This is a genomic window from Curtobacterium flaccumfaciens, from assembly GCF_018598405.1.
Taxonomy (GTDB): Bacteria; Actinomycetota; Actinomycetes; order Actinomycetales; family Microbacteriaceae; genus Curtobacterium; species Curtobacterium aurantiacum.
In genome coordinates, this window is the sequence record NZ_JAHEWS010000009.1 from 20,499 (window position 1) to 37,545 (window position 17,047).

The window sequence follows — 17,047 nt, forward strand, 5'->3', positions numbered from 1 at the left end:
CTTTACAACGATGTACCAGCACGGGAACATGGAGCCATGAGCACGCTCGACGGCACCGTGGCCGCACCTGACTCCGCTTCCGCCCCCGGCCTCCCCCTCGCCTCGCGGCAGGACGGCACGTACCCCCGGCCGCAGATGCTCCGCACCGCGTGGGCGGACCTCGACGGCACGTGGTCGTTCCGGAACGAGGGTGACGACGAGGCCTGGCGCACCGGGTTCCCGGACGCCCGCGACATCGTCGTCCCGTTCCCGCCGGAGTCACCCGCCTCGGGCATCGACGAGCCCGGCTTCCACCCCGTGGTCTGGTACTCCCGCGCGATCACCCGCTCCGAGCTCGACGCCGCCGGGTTCGGCGACGGCGCACCCCGGATCGTCCTCCACTTCGGCGCCGTCGACTACCGAGCCCGGGTCTGGGTCGACGGGCAGTTCGTCGGCGCGCACGAGGGCGGCCACACCCCGTTCTCCTTCGACGCCACCGAGGCACTGGCCACGGACCCCGAGGCTGTCCACACGCTGGTGGTCCGTGCCGAGGACGACCCGCACGACCTCACCCAGCCGCGCGGCAAGCAGGACTGGCACGAGGACGCCCACGCCATCTGGTACCGCCGCACCACCGGGATCTGGCAGACGGTCTGGCTCGAGGCCGTGCCGACCGCCTCGATCGAGTCCCTGCGCTGGACGAACGTCGACCACGCGACCATGCGCCTGACCGTCCGGCTCGGCGGACACCGAACCGGCGGCGAGCGCGTGCGCGTCGACGCCCGCTGGGACGACCGCGACGAACACCTCGCGACGGTCGAGGCCACGCTCGGCGGGACCGGGACCGGGGACGAGTTCGACGTGGTCGTGCCGATCGCCCGGCAGACCAACGGGCAGGCCGAGGACGAGCTGCACTGGACGCCGGACGCGCCGCGGCTGATCGACGCCACGGTCACGCTGCTGCCCCGCACGGACAGCGACACGGCACCCGACGCGGACCCGATCGACGCGGTCGCGAGCTACTTCGGGCTCCGGACCGTCGGGGTGGACGGCGGCGCGTTCCTGCTCAACGGCCGACGCCACCCCGTCCGCAGCGTCCTGAACCAGGGCTACTGGCCCGAGTCGCACATCGCAGCCCCGTCACGCCAGGCCCTGCGCCGCGAGGTCGAACTCATCAAGGAGCTCGGGTTCAACGCGGCCCGCAACCACCAGAAGATCGAGGACCCGCGGTTCCTGTACTGGGCGGACCGCCTCGGGCTGCTCGTCTGGGGCGAGGCTCCCGGGGCTTACGCGTTCTCGCCGCGAGCCGTGCAGCGTCTGATGCGCGAGTGGATGGACGCCGTCGAACGCGATGCCTCGCACCCCTCGATCGTCACCTGGGTCCCCGCCAACGAGAGCTGGGGCGTGCAGCACATCGCCACCGACCCGGCGCAGCAGGCCTACGCCCGGGCCCTCGCCGACGTCACGCGGGCGCTGGACCCGACGCGGCCGGTGATCTCGAACGACGGGTGGGAGCACACGAACTCCGACATCGTCACGATCCACGACTACGAGGGCGACGGCCCGCGGCTCGCACTCACCTACGCGGACGACACCGCACGGACCCGGCTGCTCGGGGGGATCGGCCCGGCGGACCGCCGCATCCTGGTCGGGGGTGCCGAGGACCTCGGCCAGCCGGTCATGCTCACCGAGTTCGGCGGTGTGAACTACCAGCCGGGCGTCCAGCGCGAGGACGGCTGGGGCTACACCTCGGCCAGTGACGGCGACGACTGGGTCACCCGCATCACCGCGCTGTACGACGCGATCCGTGCGAGCTCGTTCCTCGCCGGGTCCTGCTACACGCAACTCACCGACACCATGCAGGAGACGAACGGCCTGCTCAACGCGGACCGGTCGCCGAAGGTGCCGATCGAGCAGATCCGTCGCGCGGTCACGGGGCGCTAGCCGGGAGGCCCGCACTTCGTGAGCAGCAATGGTCGGGTCCGTGAGACGGATCCGACCATTGCTGCTCTCGAAGCACACGGGTCGGCTCGCGACGGGCGGGAGGTGGCCCGCGATGCGGGGCACGGCCTGTGGTCTGGGAGGATCGGCGGGTGACGAGCGTGGCGGAAGCGAGCCGGGCCTCCAGGCGGGGGTTCCGGAGCCTGCTGACCGGACGGCACAGCGCGTGGACGGCGCCGCTGTTGATCTGGGGCGCCTCGCGGGTGGTCAGCACCGTGCTGCTGGCGACGATGTACGTGCTGGCGACGGTGAGCGACTGGCCGTTCGCGTCACACCGGCAGGACCCGTCCTTCTTCACGTTCTCGGGCTCGTGGGACGCGTCGTTCTACCGGATCATCGCCGAGCACGGGTACCCCACCACGCTGCCGGTCGACGAGACCGGCCACGTGCTGCCGAACGCCTGGGCGTTCCTGCCGGTGTTCCCCGCGGTCGTGCGGGGCGTGATGACGCTGACCGGCGCGTCGTTCTGGGTCGCCGGGGTCGTGGTGGCGTCGATCGCCGGGGCCGGGGCCTGCGTGCTGCTGTACCGGCTGGTGGTCGCCGTCGGCTGCTCGCACCGGGCTCGTTGGGCGACCGCCCTGTTCGCGTTCGCGCCGACGGGGTTCCTGCTGCAGGTCGCCTACGCCGAGAGCCTGCTGCTCGTGCTGCTGTTCGGCGCGCTGCTCGCCCTCGTCCGGCGGCGGTACTGGCTGATCGCGCCGCTCGGTGTCGTGGCGGCGTTCACGAAGCCGGGGGTCCTCGCGTTGGCGCTGGCACTGGCCGTGCACCTGGTCGTTCGGTGGGTCGGAGCGCGCCGGTCTGGGCAGGCTGCCGAGGTGTTCCCGTGGCGCGACCGTGCCGTGATCGTCGTGTCCGGACTCGTCGTCGCGGCCGCGGGTCTGGCGTGGCCCGTGATCGCGACGGCCGTCACCGGCCGACCGAACGCGTACCTGGACACGGAGCTGTCGTGGTGGGTGGGGTTCGTCGGCCGACAGCACTTCGCGCCGCTGACGCCGTGGTTCACGATGGCGTCGACGTGGCTCGGGCCGCTCGGCATCGTGCTCGTCGTGGTGGTGCTCGGCGGGGCGGTGTGGTTCTTCTCGCGCGGGAGCACGCGGGCCTTGGGCACCGACGTCCTCGCGTTCACGGCGTCCTACGCGCTGTACCTGGTGGCGGTGTTCCTGCCGCAGCAGTCGTTGCCACGATTGCTCATGCCGATGGCGCCGTTGCTCGGGTCGGACGTGTTCGTCGGGACACGGCGCCGGGCGGTCACGTGGCTGGTCGTCGGCGTGTGCCTGCAGCCGGTCGCGATCGTGCTGCTGTGGTTCCTCGGCTACCCGTGAGCGGCGGGGCGCGGCGCGGGCTGGTCTGCAAGACACCGGTGTTCGCCGGTTGAACACGCGCAGACCGCGGTGCGACGTGCGAACACCGGTGTCTTGCGGGCGCGACGGGCGCTACGCGTCGAAGGTGTGGAACCAGGCCGATCCGCCGGGGTGCTGCACCGTGATCATCTCGTCGAGGTCGCGGTACGGCCCGTCCTGGTTGTGGCTCGCCGACTTGATGCGGATGGTGCCGTCGGGCTCGGTGAAGACCTCGGACACGATGGTGGTGTGGTCCGGTGAGCCGTTGGCGTTCCAGTCGAAGAACACGATGTCGCCGACCTTGACCTTGTCGCGCTCGTCCGACGAACGCCGGGTGAGCCCGAACTCCGCCGCGTTGTCCTCGAGCCACGGGTCCATCGTCGGGCAGTAGGTCCAGGTCGCACTGTGCTCGGCACCGGCCGACCGGTTGTACCAGTCCGGCCGCTGCTGCCACCCGCGCGCGATGAGCGTCTGGTTGACGTAGTTCGCGCAGTCGCCGCCGATCGGGTTCATGGTGCCGTACTCGGCGAGGTTGTAGTCCTTCCAGTACCGCATCGCGTAGGCGAGCTGCCGGTCGACGTCGGTGAGCGCGGCGTACGCGAGGGTGGTCGTCACGACGGCACTGCCCGCGTCCGGTGTGGCGGCGGCGGTCGGGGTCGGCGTGGCGGTGGCGGTGTCCTGGGTGGCGCCGCTCTGCCCGTCGTTCGCGGCGCTGCCGTTGCCGTCCGAGGACTGGTTCGCCGAGGGGGTCGGCTCGATCGCCGACGTGAAGAGTGCGACGGCGGCGTCACCGGCGGTGTACATCGCCTGGTGCGGGGCCGTGAAGGTCACCTTCGACGCGGTCGCCTCGACGTCGCGCGCGGCGACACCACCGACGGTGACGCCCTTGACGGCGGCGAGTCCGGTCCCCGTGACGGTGACCGTGACGCCACCGGCGAGCGGTACCTGGGCCGGAGTGACGGCCTTCGCGACGGGCTTCGCCGTCGGGGTGGACGTTGCGTCCCCACCACCGGAGCTCCCGCGCCCGCCGCCCGCGCGGTTGCCCGAGTCGCCACCCTTGTCGCTGCCGGAGGAGCACGCCGCGACGGCGAGCCCGATCCCGGCGACGCCGGCGAGGGACAGGAGTGCGCGGCGGTTCATCGAGGCAGTCATGACACGACCAGCGTAAGCGACACCTCCGTCGTTCCGACACGGCATGATCGACTTCGGGGGCGCGCGTCCTCCGTGTCCCAGCGGACCCGTTCGAGAGGAACACACATGCCCGAGAGCCACGACTTCTTCGTCGCCACCGACCCCGAGACCGCCCGTGCCCAGGTGCGCGACGCCCTGACCCGCGAGGGCTACACCGTCGACGACGGCGAGCAGGGAGCGCTCCGTGCCACCCGGGGCAGCCTCGGCCTGACGCTGCTCATCGGCGGCATGGCGAACGACCGCACGTTCCACACCCGCCTGGACGTGCAGATCATGATCGCCCCGGACGGCCGCACGGTCGCCCGACTGCTCCGCGGCTCCGGCAAGTCCGCGATCAAGGGCGGAGCACTCGGCATCTCGCGCGGCAACCGCGCCTTCGAACAGGCCGCGAACGCGATCCACACCACGTTCGCGCAGTCCGGCGTGCTGACGGAGAGCATCGCGGGCTGACGCTCCGTCAGGGGATCACGCAGTCAGATCACGTGCACGAGACGTTGCGGTCGATGGTCCCGGACCCGTAGGGCACCTCGACCTGGACCATGGCGATCGTGCCGCCGGGCAGCGGCGTGCTCGAGCAGGCCTTCCGCGCCTTGGTGACGGTGCTCCTGCCGAGCGCGATCCAGTTCGAGCGGCCGTACAGCGCGCTGTTCGCCTTGACCGTGCCGGCGATGGTCTTCCACTGCGAGCCGGTCGAGTAGAGGCCGATCCGCTTCACACCGGCGGTCTTGAGCCCGACGATCATGCCCTGCATCGCGGCGCGGTTCTGCGCGGTGTCGCGCTGGTACGACAGGCCCGTCTCGACGTCGAGCCACCAGCGGTAGGCGGACGGGTTCGCGACACCGCGACTCTGGACGTCGTCGTACCCGCGGGCGTATCCGTACATGAACGAGCACGCCAGGGTGACCTGCTTCTTCCCGCCCTTGGTCACGCACTTGCCGAACGGGTTCGTGGGCACGGTGCCCTGGTACCGGTTCGACGTCGGCCAGACCGACGCCGCGAGGCCGGGGTTGGCGAAGAGCACGTAGAGCTGGGTCTTCGGCTGGGCGGAACCGCCGACGGACTTCGATGCCCAGTCGAGCTGTTCGGCGAGGCACGGGTTCGTGGTGTTGCCGAGGGAACCGTTGACGCCGACGATGCCGAACGCCTGGTCGGTCGGCACCTGGCTGCCACACTGCGGCCAGGAGATGTCGACGCCGAGCGGCGTGACCGCTGCCGAGGCGGTCGACGAGGGGCCGGCGACCGCGATGCCGGCGGCCACCACCACCGTGGTCGCGATGGTCGCGACGAGACGACTGATACGGAACATGCTCTCCCCCTGGTCGGGCCCCGCGGGCCGGCGGCGCCCCTGCGGCGCACGGGGAGTCTAGGGCGATGCGTTGGACAACACACCACCCCGATCCGTGAACTGTGTCGAACGATCTACCCCGCTCGGCCTGTGGAGGAGTGTCTCGCAGCACAGCCTCGGAACGACAGAACGGCCCGGAACCTGTCGGTTCCGAGCCGTTCTCGTGCTGACTACCTGGTGGAGCTAAGGGGATTCGAACCCCTGACCTTCTCATTGCGAACGAGACGCGCTACCAACTGCGCCATAGCCCCAAGTGCTCGACCACACTAGCACCCTCGTTCGGCCCAGCCGAAATCGCCGGTGGGCCGTCGGGCGTGCCGCGGGTCAGACCGCGCGGCGCCGTCGCATGATCGCGTCGAGGTCGGCCTGCTGGTAGGCGTCGTCGTCGAGGACACCCATGCCTGCCCACTTGCTGGGCGGCCCGGCGGGCTCGCCGACGGGAGCAGGAGCACCAGGAGCAACGCCGGCCGGCGCCGCGGGCGCCCGCAGCCCGAGCCGCTCGGCCAGACGCCCCTGGTCGTGCGCCGACAGCGACGCCGCGGCCTCTTCGAGCTCGGGCCGCATCCGCGACACCCGTGCCAACGACGGGTCCGACTCCCCCGCGCGGATCGCCGCAGCTTCGGCCTCGGCTTCCGCCTTGGCCGCGGCGACGCGTTCCTTCAGTCGGGCGGCGAGCTCGGCGGACGACTCGGGCGACGCGGCCGGAGCGGCCGGCCGCTCCACGTACAGGGGCTTCGGCACGTGGTTCGGGGTCCACGAGCGGTCCGCAACGGGCGCAGCGGGTTGCTCGGTGGACAGGGGCGGGGCCGGGTCCGTCCAGGCGGTGGCCGGCCGGGAGGCGCGGGTCGCGCCCGTCTCGCCGGCCGCGAGACGCTGCTTCCGCGCCGTCGCCACCTGGTGCAGCTGGGCCAGGACCGCTGCGGATCCACCGGCGGCGACGAGCCCGGCGACACCGATGAGCCAGAGCGACGGTGCCGCAACGACGACCACGAGGGCCACGACGACGCCGAGCGTGCCGAACAGGGTCGCCCCGAGCCGGGAACGGCGCATGCGCATCGCGGTCAGGGCCGGCACGGCGGACGCCCGCTCGAGCACCGGTGCCTGCTCGGCCAGCCGGCGGGTGATCTCACGCTGCCGCGCTGCTTCGTGGGCACGGACGATGGCGGTGCGCTTGGCCTCTTCGGACCGGGCGACGCGCTGCGCCTGCGCCAGGGACTTCGCGTTCATCTCGATGCGGACCTCGTCCGGCAGCTCGGCGGTCTGCGCGAGGATCCGGAGGGTCTGCTGCAGCCGGATGGCGTTCCGCTCGGTGGCCAGGTACTGGCGGCGGGCGGCCCACGACGGCATCAGGTAGACGAGCCAGAGGACGGCCGCGACGAGCAGGACGATGCCGCCACCCCACGAGCCGATTCCTGCCATGCGAACACGGTAGGGGCGGCGGTTCCCGCGCCGCGTCATTGCCGGACGCGTGTTGCGCGTGTCGGGCGGAATCTGCCGAAGGTGAGCCGCGCCTCCAGGCCCGTCAGGTGCGGTCCGTCAGATGCGGGGCGTCGTGTCCAGCGGCATCGCGGCCTCGTCGCGTGCGGCGGGCGGCACGGCTCCCACGCCGGGAGGCACCTGCCCCCGGACCCAGCGCTCGAGGACGCCCCCGCGGACCTCTTCCGCCACCAGCGCGAAGCAGAAGTGGTCGCGCCAGTCCCCGTTGATGTGGATGTAGCGGCGACGGAGGCCCTCGTACCGGAAGCCCAGCTTCTCGACGACCCGCAGGCTCGGTGCGTTCTCCGGACGGATGCAGATCTCGATCCGGTGCACGCCGAGCGACCGGAAGCAGTGGTCGACGGCGAGGGCGACCGAGATCGGCGTCACGTTGTGGCCGGCGGCGTCCTCGACGACCCAGTATCCGATCGACGCGCTCGCGAGCGAGCCGTACGAGATGCCGGAGACGTTGAGCTGACCGACGAAGCGGCCGTCGAGCTCCATCGCGAAGGGGAGTCCGAGTCCCGCGCGGGCGTTGGCCTGGAGCGCGCGGATGCTGCCCCGGACGTCGGTGGAGACGTGGCCGGAGGGGTTCGTGGCCTCCCACGTGCGGAGCCAAGAACGGTTGGTCGCGAGCGCCGCGTCGAGGTCACGGGTGTCGCGGAGCCGGAGGGGCCGGATGGTGACCCGCCCGTGGGACAGGGTCGGGATCGTCGTCATCGCTGGGTTCCTCCGGGGTCCCGCCCCGGTGCGGGACGGGGTGTCCCGCTCGGGTCCGTGATCACCGGACCCGAGCGGGATGGCCGACTATTCGCCCGCGTTGAACTCCTTCAGCCACGACTTGAGGTCGGGGCCGAGGTCATCGCGGTCCGAGGCGAGCTGCACGATCGCCTTGATGTAGTCGAGTTTGTCACCGGTGTCGTAGCGGCGTCCACGGAACACGACGCCGTACACGCCGCCGGTCCACTCCTCGGCGCTCGCCATCTTCATGAGCGCGTCGGTCAGCTGGATCTCGCCGCCCTTGCCCGGCTCCTGCTTCTCGAGGACGTCGAAGACCTCGGGGCGGATGACGTAGCGGCCGATGATGGCCAGGTTCGAGGGCGCCTCGCCCTGCGGGGGCTTCTCGACGAGCCCGGTGATCTTCACCACGTCGTCGGTGTCGGTCGGCTCGACCGTGGCGATGCCGTACAGGTGGGTCTGCGACTCGGGCACCTCGAGCAGGGCGACGATGGTCGCGTTCTTCTCGCCCTGGACCTCGATCATGCGCTGCAGCAGCGGGTCACGGGCGTCGATGATGTCGTCACCGAGGAGCACGGCGAACGGCTCGCGGCCGACGTGCATCTTCGCGCGGAGCACCGCGTGGCCGAGGCCGAGCGGGTCACCCTGCCGCACGTAGTGCATGTCGGCGAGGTCCGTCGACTGGTTCACCTTCTGCAGCTTCTCGTGGTCGCCCTTCTTGCGGAGGGTCTCCTCGAGCTCCGACACGTGGTCGAAGTGGTTCTCGAGCGCGTTCTTGTTGCGCCCGGTGATCATCAGCACGTCGGTGAGTCCTGCGCCGACAGCCTCTTCCACCACGTACTGGATGGCCGGCTTGTCGACGACGGGGAGCATCTCCTTCGGCATCGCCTTGGTAGCGGGGAGGAAGCGGGTACCCAACCCTGCGGCCGGGATCACCGCCTTCGAAATCTGGAAGCCCATGCTCAGACCGTATCCGATCCCCCTTTCGAGGGCATGTCGTCGCTACTGGGGACACGACATCGACGCGGGTTCCCGGCGGGAAGCCGCAACGGGAGCGCTCGGTAGACTCCTCGGCATGATCGCCGATCTCGGGAACGAGAAGCGCGCCCTGCGAGCCGAACTCCGGCAGCGGCGGCGCACCCGGACCACGACCGAACGCGACGCGGACACCGAGACCCTGACCGCGACCCTGCAGCGCTTCGTCGAGGAGCGCCAGGTGACGTCCATCGCCCTCTACCTCTCCGCACCGGACGAGCCGAACGTCCGGCCGTTCCTGAACTGGGCCCTCGAGCAGGGCATCCGTGTGCTGCTGCCGGTCACCCGCGAGGACGGCCTGCTCGACTGGGCCGTCGGCGACGGCGAGAGCGAGACCGAGAGCCTGCTCGGCCTGCCGGAGGTCGTCGGCGAGGTCCTCTCCCCGCTCGCGATCAACGACGTCGACGCGATCCTGGCCCCGGCGGCGGCGGTCGGACACGACGGCGTCCGCATGGGCTGGGGGCGCGGCTACTACGACAAGACCCTCGGGTCCATGGCGAACCGCCCGCCCGTCTATGCTGTGATCTTCGACGCGGAGTACCTCGACGAGGTCCCGCGCGAACCCCACGACGAACCCGTCGACGGCATCATCACGCCGTCGCGCATCATCACGTTCCGGAGCTGACGTGCCCACCTACTCGTACCGTTGCACCGAGTGCGACAACGCGTTCGACATCAAGCAGTCGTTCTCCGACGCCACCCTGACCGAATGCCCGGTGTGCGGCGGTGTCCTCCGCAAGGTGTTCTCCCCCGTCGGCGTGACCTTCAACGGCGGCGGCTTCTACCGCACCGACTCCCGCCCGGCCCCGAAGTCCGAAGGGTCGTCGAGCACCTCCGCGAAGTCCGAGCCGAAGAAGTCCGAGCCGACCAAGAAGGCCGAGTCGAAGCCCAGCACGTCGAAGCCCGCGTCCTGACGAGGACTGCGCTCCCCGGATAGGTTGGGCCGGTCGCCACTCGGCGGCCGTCCTCGACCCGGAAGGAGACCCTCGCATGAAGGGCTTCAAGGAGTTCCTGCTCCGCGGCAACGTCATCGACCTGGCCGTCGCAGTCGTCATCGGTGCGGCGTTCACCGCGATCGTCACCACGATCGTCAACGCCCTGATCAACCCGCTCATCGGTGCCGTGTTCAACGCCTCGAGCCTGGACAAGGCACTCATCGTGCACATCCCGACGATCTCCGGCGGTGACGCGAAGCTCATGTTCGGCGCGATCATCGGTGCCGTCATCAACTTCGTCATCGTCGCCGCGGTCGTGTACTTCGCGCTCGTGGTGCCGGTCAACCACCTGAAGAAGGCCGCGTTCGAGCGCGTCAAGAACGACGAGCAGCAGACCCCGCAGGACGTCCCCCCGACCGACGTCGAGGTGCTGCTCGAGATCCGCGACCTGCTCCGCCCGCAGAACGGCGGCGCCGGGAGCACGGGGGCGCACATCGCCCCGTCGAACGCTCCCGAGGGGCCCGGCATCGGCGGCTCGACGAAGCTCTAGCTCCGGGACCCGCCGCAAGACACCGGTGTTCGCGCTCTGCACACCCGCAAACCGCGGTGCGCAGTGGGAACACCGGTGTTTTGCGTCGCGAGCGGGCGGGCCTGCGTCAGGCGGCGGGGACCGTGCGGCGCTTCGCGAACATCGCGACGGCGTACTGGGCGCCGGCGAGCACGTGCCCCGCGGTGCCGAGGTACACGAACACCAGGGCCACGACCCGGACCCACGGCGCGTTCTCGTCGACGGTGTGCACCGCGGAGAACAGCAGCACCGGCAGCCCGACGAACAGCAGGGCCGAGCGGATCTTGCCCGTCCACGTGACGTCGAGGTCCGGGTTGCCGTGGAACAGCACACTCGACAGGACGACGAGCACCAGGTCGACGAGCACGACGACGGCCACCACCCACCAGGGCAGCAGGCCGACGAGCACCAGGGACAGCACGATCGCGATGATCGCCAGGCGGTCGGCGACGGGGTCGATGGCCTTGCCGAGCTTCGAGCCCTGGTCGAACTTCCGGGCGATGAAGCCGTCCGCCCAGTCGCTCACGCCGATCACGACGAGGGCGACGAGCGCCCACCCCGGGTGGCCGGCGACGACGAGGCCGATGAACACCGGGATCAGCACGAGGCGGAACAGCGTGATCAGGTTCGGCCAGGTCTGCCAGTCGGGGCGCTGCCGCGCGGTGTCAGTCATCACGGGCCAGGCTACCGGTTACCAGTGCGGGGGGACGTCGCGCCGGAGCTGGTCGTCGTTCTCGCCATCGCGGTGCCGGGCCGGTTCCGGCGGCGGCGCCGGGTCGTAGCCGTCCACCGGCTGGGTGGTGACGCGTCTGCGGCGCCGCACCGGGCCTCCCGGCTGGTCCGCTGTCTCGCCTCCGTCAGCGGCGGGGCGGACGGGAGGCGCGGCTGACGACACGTCGTCGGCCCGCGTCCACGTGCCCACCAGCTGGTCCGTCTCCGGCGTCACCGGACCGGCGGGCCGCGAGGCCCGGCGGCTCATCGGCGTGCGAGGCCGATGCCGGGCACGCAGGGATGGAGATCCTGCGTGTTCATCGGCGGGCTGGGATCGGGGGGATCGAGATCTCCTGCGTCGCGCCGCGGTCGACACCGAGCACGGCGGCGACGGTGTCGGCCACGCGGTCCGGGTCGGAGAACAGCTGGAACGCGTGCACGCGGACGTAGTGCCAACCGAGTCGACGGAGCACCTCGGGACGCAGGCGCAGGGACTCGCGCAGCGACCCCTTCACCAGCGACGCATCGGTCTCGATCGTGACGCACACCCCACCGTGCGCGGCGACGAGGCCGAGCTTGCCGCGGTGGCCGAGCGCGACCGGGATGCCGCGCATCTCGAGGCGCCGGGCCAGGTCGACGAGCAGCGGGTCGGAGTCGTCCGGCACGTACTCGGCGGTGGTACGGGCGCGGACCTCGGCCAGGATCTCGGCGAGGGCGACGGTGCCGTGGCCCATGCGCTCGGCCTCGATGTCCGAGGGCTGGAAGCACGTGACGATGACCATCGACCGACGGGCCCGGGTCATCGCGACCGCCAGCAGCCGCTCGCCACCGGGCTTGCCGAGCGGACCGAAGTCGCGCAGCACGCGGCCGTGCGGGGTGCGGCCGTAGCCGATGGAGAACACGACGCGGTCGCGGCTCTGCGCCACCGACTGCTCGAGCGTCGCCACGATGAACGGCTCGGCGCGGTCGCCGATGACGAACTCGGTGAGGTCCTTGTGCCCCTGGGCGGCGGTCAGCACGGCCTGCTCGACCCGCACGGCGTGCTTCGCCGACGCGGTGATGACCATGAGCGACTCGGTCGGACGGGTGCGGGCGTGGTCGATGACGAGCCGGACCACGCGGTCCACCTCGGCGTCGACGCTCTCGACGGCACCGGACTCGGGGTCGGGCACGGCCTTGCCGTCGCTGACGTAGTCGAGCGCGATCGACCCGTGGCCGAGGAACGAGCCGGCCCACGGCAGGGACTCGATCTTGCCGCCGTAGAATCGACGGTTCACGAGCTCGGCGAGGTCCTCGCCGCCGGCACGGTACGACCGCGACAGGGACAGGGTCGGCAGCAGGGTGGAGAGCTTCGCCAGTGCCGAGTCGGCGTGGAACGCGTCGAGCGTGCCCTCGTCGACCTGCAGGGCACGGTGCTCGGGGTCCACGGCGATGCGGAACGGCGACGGCGTCTGGGTCACCGGGTCGCCGAACACGACGGTCTGGCGGGCACGGCGGACGGCACCGACGGTCTCCGCGATCGTCACGGCACCGGCGTCGACCAGGATCACGGTGTCGAAGGGCATGGTGTCGGCGATCTGCGGCACCTCGTACGGACTGGCGAGCCAGACGGGTGCGATCGACCGGGACAGGTGCGGTGCGGAGTCCTGCAGCAGACGCGAGGTGATCGCGCCGTCGCGGAGCTGGGTCTTGAGCGCCGTCGCTTCTTCGGGCCAGTCGACGAGTCCGACCTTCCAGTTCTCGGCGAGTTGCCACGCAAGGCCCTGGGAGACCCCGGCCGCGTGGGCGTCGTCGACGAGTCGGAAGTCGGCCTCGACCCGGTCGAGCATGTCGGTGTTCGCGCCGAGCAGGGCCCGGTCGGACTCGAGCATGGTCTCGAGGGCGGACTGCCACCAGGCGAGCTCGAGCTCGGCCGGCACCTGGACGTCCGGAACGTGCCGGTTCGCCAGGTCGGTGATGAGCGGCTCGAGCTGCAGGTCGCGCAGGGTCTGCATGAGCTCGGTGCGCTCCTGCAGGTTGTGCAGGACGTCGGACTCGGCGGCGAGCTCGGCGATGGTCGGGACGAGCTGGTCGATCGGGGTGTTCGCGAGCTGGCGGTCGCGCTCCGTGCGGCCCAGCGGCTCGTCGAGGCGCGCGAGGTCCTCGGCGACGTTCGAGAACAGCACCTGGACGTCGGCGATGCCGGTGGGCACCTCGGGGTTCACGCCGGCGGCGACGTAGCGCTGCCAGAGCACGCGCTGCTGCTGCACGCGGGTCAGGGCCTCGTGCAGGTCGGACACGTGCACGCCCGGACGGACGTACTCACGGGCGAGCTTCTTGAGCCGGCGGCGGTTCGTCGACGACATCGGTGCGCCCTCGCCGCGGGGGGCGGTGGCGGCCACGAGCTCGGACACCGAGCGGTCGAAGACCACCGGCAGGAAGCGGTCGAGCGTGTCACGGATCTCGGTGAGCAGGCGCAGGTAGATGCCGAGCTCGTTGATCGTCGTGAACTGGCGCATGTGCGTCGAGTTCACCAGGTCGTGGGCGCGGCGGAGCAGGGTCGGCAGGCCGTCGGCGTCGAGGTCCTTCGCGATGCGGTGGGCACGCTGGGCACCGTCGCTCGCTCCGAACTTCGCGCCGTACCAGGGCGAGTCGTCGGGGCCGTAGCGGAACTCACCGAGGTTCGCGGCGCTGACCATGGTCTCGGCGACGCGCGAGCGACCCTCGACCATCGAGGCGACGGACTGCTTCGACAGGCGCGCGGTCGTCGAGGGGGCGACGGGCAGCAGCGACAGCCGGGACAGCTCCACCAGGCAGTCGAGCACCGAGACGCCGAAGTCCGGGTCCTTGCGGGTGAGCGAGCCGCGGTAGTCCTTCAGCACCTTGCGCAGCCGGACCAGGGCGTCGTCGACCTCGCGGAGGTTCGGACGAACGGCCTTCTCGTTGCGGGCGATGGCGCGGACGACGTCACGACGCAGGGTCGACGGCGTGACCGCGACCCCGGGCAGCTGGACCTCACCGAAGCGGGCGGCGATGCCCCGAAGGGTGGCGCGGCGCGGGCTCACGACGAGCACGCGCTTGTTCGCCGCCACCAGTCCGCCGAGGGCGTTCACGATGGTCTGCGTGCCACCGGTGCCCGGCAGGGTCTTCACGACGATGGAGTTGCCGGCCGTGATCTGCGCGATCACGTTCTCCTGCTCGTCGTCGGCGTCGAGCAGCAGCGTGTCGGTCTCGGGGCTGCGCTCGTCCGACGGGGTCTGCTCGACCGGGTGGTAGGACTGCTCGACCTGCCACTTCGCGCTCGGGTTGCCGGCCAGGGCGTCGAGCACGGGGTGGGACAGGTCGCCGGTGTCCTCGACCATGCCGGTCGCGACCTCGGCGAAGGTGGACACCACGAGCCGGGCGTGCACGGAGAAGCCGGGGATGTGCGCGGTCAGGCCACGCAGGCGGTCGATGACGGGGTTCGGCGTGAACGAGCCGTCCTGCTGTGCGAGGGCCACGAAGGACTGCGCGTCGAGGATCACCCCGAACTGCTCGTGCAGCGCGTCGGCGAGGCCCGGGTTGAGCACCGGTTCGCCGAGCAGCCGCACCTCGAAGTCGCGTCCGTGCCGGCGGATCGCCAGGGGTCGCAGGAGCACCGGGCCGCGGAACTGCTCGTCACCGTGCTTCCAGTCGGCCATGCCGATGCCGAGCTTCACGGCGTCGATGCCGCGCACCGTGGCGAGCTCGGTGCCCTTCGCCTCGACGTGTCCGGCGGCGACGCGGGCGGCACGGAGCGCCACCTCGTCGCGGATCAGGCTGGACAGCAGCGTCGTCTTGCCGGTGATGAACTGCGCGAGACCGCCCGGGTGGGTGGTCGAGAGCTCGATGCGTGCGCGCGGGTGGTCGCTGAAGTGCGTGAGCGGGCTCGTGCCGCCGACCCCGGTCAGCTGGGTGCGCCAGCCGTCCCACGTCGGTTCGGCCGCGTTGCCGGCCTGCAGTCGCGGGTCGCCGAGGCTGATCGCCTGCGGGCTCGTCATCTGCAGCTCCGGGCGGAGCGTGCGGTCCGGCTCGTCGTCGGTCCGTTCCTGGTCCACGTCCTGCTGCTCGTCTCGATCGTCATCGGGGCGCACGCGGGCACCCTCGACGGGGACGTCGTCGTTCACGTCGTCCTCACCGTCGGTCACCCTGTCCGCTCGCCACACATCCGACACTGTAGGCGGAACCGGACGGCCTCTCTGGCAATGAACCGAGGTTTCGGGGTTTCCGCACGGACGTGAGCGCCGTGCGGCGCGTCCGATCAGACGTTCGTCCCGTCCGGTGTGGTACCAACGGGGCATGGCCATCGACGACCGCACCGCTCCGTCCGCCCCCACGCCGAACCGGCGTCGATCGGTCCCCGCCGAGATCTCGCGCTCCTGGCTGCTGGTCTCCGGCACGGCGACCGACCGGTTCGAGAAGTCACAGCGGTCCCGCGCCGACCAGATCATCCTGGACATCGAGGACGCCGTCGACCCGGCCGCGAAGCCCTCGGCTCGGCAGGGCGTCGCCGCCTGGCTCGCCGGTGGCGGTGAGGCCTGGGTGCGCATCAACGACGTCACGACGGACTTCTGGGCCGACGACGTCGAGGAGCTCCGCGGCCTGCCCGGGCTGCAGGGCGTCATGCTCGCGAAGACCGAGTCCCCGGCGCAGGTCACCGACACGTGGCACCGGCTCGGTGGGCAGACGCCCGTGATCGCCCTGGTCGAGTCGGCACTCGGCATCGAGGAGTCGGTCTCGATCGCGAGGGCCCAGGGTGCGTTCCGCCTGGCGTTCGGCTCGGGCGACTACCGGCGCGACACCGGCACGAGCGCCGACACCCTCGCGATGGCGTACCCGCGGTCGAAGCTGGTGGTCGCATCGCGCGTCGGCGGCCTGCCCGGTCCGATCGACGGCCCCACGGTCGGGTCGTCGCACCCGATCCTCCGCGAGCAGTCGCAGGTGGCCGTGTCGCTCGGTCTGACCGGCAAGCTCTGCCTCGACACCGAGCAGCTCCCCGTCATCAACGAGGTCATCTCCCCCACGCCGACCGACGTCGCCTGGGCGCAGGACTTCCTCGACGACTTCGAGGCCCGAGGCCGGGTCATCCGCGACGGATCCGACCTGCCGCGACTCGGTCGGGCGCAGAAGATCCAGCGCCTCGCACAGGCGTTCGGGGTCGAGGCGCGGTAGGACTGCACGCATGACCTGGTCCAACGTCCCCGGCCCTCCGCCGCAGTCCTCCTCCGGTCCCACGGACGCACAGCGCGCCGCGTGGGAGCGCGGCGGCACCACGTTGTTCCCGCCGGCGAAGCTCGCCGACCGGATCTCGACGGTGCTGCTCCTGGTGTTCGGTGCCGTCATGACCGCGATCACGACGGTCGTCGGCATCATCGCGGTCGCCTCGGCCACGGCGGAGTGCGACGCCTCGTCGGGCTGCACGCCCGGCGGGTACTTCGGTGGCGCCGCCATCGCGGTCGGCGGTGCCTTCGTCATCGGGGTCGCGACGATCGTGCTGTCGATCGGTGCGTGGATCCGCCGGAAGCCGTCGTGGTGGATCGCCGCGATCGGCTTCGTGCTCGCGATCGTCGTCATCGCCTGGGGCGGCGTCGTGTTCGCGAACGCCGTCGACGACGGTTCCGCCGCGTCGTCGGTGTCAGCCAGCGCCTGACCGGCGCGCACCGGCACCACGCTTCCGACAGGACACGCGTCGATCGACGCGTGTGCTGTCCGAGAACGTGTGTGCGTTCCG

Annotated in this window: 14 protein-coding genes, 1 tRNA gene and 1 pseudogene; 8 read left to right on the forward strand and 8 right to left on the reverse strand. The window is 71.2% G+C overall.

Going from position 1 to position 17,047, the window contains the following annotated elements; all coding sequences use genetic code 11:
• Nucleotides 1-36: 36 nt before the first annotated feature.
• Nucleotides 37-1,923 carry a glycoside hydrolase family 2 TIM barrel-domain containing protein gene (locus KK097_RS07415; RefSeq protein WP_214544217.1) on the forward strand — a complete coding sequence of 629 codons (1,887 nt, stop codon included), beginning with the start codon at nucleotides 37-39 and terminating at the stop codon, nucleotides 1,921-1,923.
• 149 nt (nucleotides 1,924-2,072) lie between these two features.
• Complete coding sequence (locus KK097_RS07420; RefSeq protein ID WP_214544218.1) at nucleotides 2,073-3,302, forward strand: putative hexosyltransferase; 1,230 nt, start codon at nucleotides 2,073-2,075, stop codon at nucleotides 3,300-3,302.
• Between the two features lie 111 nt (nucleotides 3,303-3,413).
• Here KK097_RS07420 and KK097_RS07425 read toward each other — a convergent pair whose 3' ends face one another.
• Nucleotides 3,414-4,472 carry an amidase domain-containing protein gene (locus tag KK097_RS07425; protein WP_214544219.1) on the reverse strand — a complete coding sequence of 353 codons (1,059 nt, stop codon included), beginning with the start codon at nucleotides 4,470-4,472 and terminating at the stop codon, nucleotides 3,414-3,416.
• A gap of 105 nt (nucleotides 4,473-4,577) precedes the next feature.
• Between KK097_RS07425 and KK097_RS07430 the strand changes: the two genes are divergently transcribed.
• Nucleotides 4,578-4,961: a response regulator gene (locus KK097_RS07430; protein ID WP_214528679.1), complete on the forward strand. Its 384-nt coding sequence runs from the start codon at nucleotides 4,578-4,580 to the stop codon at nucleotides 4,959-4,961.
• 28 nt (nucleotides 4,962-4,989) lie between these two features.
• On the opposite strand, the gene KK097_RS07435 is transcribed toward KK097_RS07430, so the two are convergent.
• From KK097_RS07435 to galU, 5 genes are all read right to left on the reverse strand, one after another.
• Nucleotides 4,990-5,817: a glycoside hydrolase family 25 domain-containing protein gene (locus KK097_RS07435; protein WP_214544220.1), complete on the reverse strand. Its 828-nt coding sequence runs from the start codon at nucleotides 5,815-5,817 to the stop codon at nucleotides 4,990-4,992.
• Nucleotides 5,818-6,031: 214 nt separating this feature from the next.
• A tRNA-Ala gene (locus KK097_RS07440) sits at nucleotides 6,032-6,107 on the reverse strand.
• Between the two features lie 73 nt (nucleotides 6,108-6,180).
• On the reverse strand, nucleotides 6,181-7,275 hold the full coding sequence (locus KK097_RS07445) for a hypothetical protein (RefSeq protein ID WP_214544221.1): 1,095 nt from the start codon (nucleotides 7,273-7,275) through the stop codon (nucleotides 6,181-6,183).
• Nucleotides 7,276-7,392: 117 nt separating this feature from the next.
• Complete coding sequence (locus tag KK097_RS07450) at nucleotides 7,393-8,052, reverse strand: GNAT family N-acetyltransferase (RefSeq protein WP_214544222.1); 660 nt, start codon at nucleotides 8,050-8,052, stop codon at nucleotides 7,393-7,395.
• An 87-nt stretch (nucleotides 8,053-8,139) separates the two neighbouring features.
• The gene (gene galU, locus KK097_RS07455; protein ID WP_027466560.1) at nucleotides 8,140-9,030 is read right to left on the reverse strand and encodes a UTP--glucose-1-phosphate uridylyltransferase GalU; all 891 of its coding nucleotides are present in this window, start codon (nucleotides 9,028-9,030) and stop codon (nucleotides 8,140-8,142) included.
• Nucleotides 9,031-9,145: 115 nt separating this feature from the next.
• Here galU and KK097_RS07460 point away from each other — a divergent pair, with 115 nt between their 5' ends.
• From KK097_RS07460 to mscL, 3 genes are all read left to right on the forward strand, one after another.
• Nucleotides 9,146-9,730, forward strand: a complete 585-nt coding sequence (locus tag KK097_RS07460; protein WP_214528683.1) for a 5-formyltetrahydrofolate cyclo-ligase — start codon at nucleotides 9,146-9,148, stop codon at nucleotides 9,728-9,730.
• 1 nt (nucleotide 9,731) lies between these two features.
• Nucleotides 9,732-10,019, forward strand: coding sequence for an FmdB family zinc ribbon protein (locus tag KK097_RS07465; RefSeq protein ID WP_214528684.1), 288 nt, complete (start codon nucleotides 9,732-9,734; stop codon nucleotides 10,017-10,019).
• A gap of 76 nt (nucleotides 10,020-10,095) precedes the next feature.
• Entirely contained in the window at nucleotides 10,096-10,590 is a 495-nt protein-coding gene (gene mscL, locus KK097_RS07470) for a large conductance mechanosensitive channel protein MscL (protein ID WP_214528685.1), read from the forward strand.
• Between the two features lie 106 nt (nucleotides 10,591-10,696).
• On the opposite strand, the gene KK097_RS07475 is transcribed toward mscL, so the two are convergent.
• Nucleotides 10,697-11,281: a CDP-alcohol phosphatidyltransferase family protein gene (locus KK097_RS07475; RefSeq protein ID WP_214544223.1), complete on the reverse strand. Its 585-nt coding sequence runs from the start codon at nucleotides 11,279-11,281 to the stop codon at nucleotides 10,697-10,699.
• 355 nt (nucleotides 11,282-11,636) lie between these two features.
• A complete protein-coding gene (locus KK097_RS07480) occupies nucleotides 11,637-15,464 on the reverse strand; it encodes an AAA family ATPase (RefSeq protein ID WP_214528687.1) in 3,828 nt (1,275 codons plus the stop codon).
• Nucleotides 15,465-15,615: 151 nt separating this feature from the next.
• Here KK097_RS07480 and KK097_RS07485 point away from each other — a divergent pair, with 151 nt between their 5' ends.
• Together KK097_RS07485 and KK097_RS07490 are read left to right on the forward strand one after the other, a co-directional pair.
• Entirely contained in the window at nucleotides 15,616-16,488 is an 873-nt protein-coding gene (locus tag KK097_RS07485; RefSeq protein ID WP_214544224.1) for an HpcH/HpaI aldolase/citrate lyase family protein, read from the forward strand.
• Nucleotides 16,445-16,966: pseudogene (locus KK097_RS07490) on the forward strand (DUF6264 family protein); the annotation flags it as partial. The gene KK097_RS07485 and the pseudogene KK097_RS07490, both read left to right, overlap by 44 nt.
• Nucleotides 16,967-17,047 lie beyond the last annotated feature (81 nt).

Bases quoted from the DNA above. Each gene is read 5' to 3' on its own strand.
- KK097_RS07415 (WP_214544217.1), top strand. From the start codon at position 37: ATGAGCACGCTCGACGGCACCGTGGCCGCACCTGACTCCGCTTCCGCC.
- KK097_RS07425 (WP_214544219.1), bottom strand. From the start codon at position 4,472: ATGACTGCCTCGATGAACCGCCGCGCACTCCTGTCCCTCGCCGGCGTC.
- KK097_RS07430 (WP_214528679.1), top strand. From the start codon at position 4,578: ATGCCCGAGAGCCACGACTTCTTCGTCGCCACCGACCCCGAGACCGCC.
- KK097_RS07435 (WP_214544220.1), bottom strand. From the start codon at position 5,817: ATGTTCCGTATCAGTCGTCTCGTCGCGACCATCGCGACCACGGTGGTG.
- KK097_RS07445 (WP_214544221.1), bottom strand. From the start codon at position 7,275: ATGGCAGGAATCGGCTCGTGGGGTGGCGGCATCGTCCTGCTCGTCGCG.
- KK097_RS07450 (WP_214544222.1), bottom strand. From the start codon at position 8,052: ATGACGACGATCCCGACCCTGTCCCACGGGCGGGTCACCATCCGGCCC.
- galU (WP_027466560.1), bottom strand. From the start codon at position 9,030: ATGGGCTTCCAGATTTCGAAGGCGGTGATCCCGGCCGCAGGGTTGGGT.
- KK097_RS07460 (WP_214528683.1), top strand. From the start codon at position 9,146: ATGATCGCCGATCTCGGGAACGAGAAGCGCGCCCTGCGAGCCGAACTC.
- mscL (WP_214528685.1), top strand. From the start codon at position 10,096: ATGAAGGGCTTCAAGGAGTTCCTGCTCCGCGGCAACGTCATCGACCTG.
- KK097_RS07475 (WP_214544223.1), bottom strand. From the start codon at position 11,281: ATGACTGACACCGCGCGGCAGCGCCCCGACTGGCAGACCTGGCCGAAC.
- KK097_RS07485 (WP_214544224.1), top strand. From the start codon at position 15,616: ATGGCCATCGACGACCGCACCGCTCCGTCCGCCCCCACGCCGAACCGG.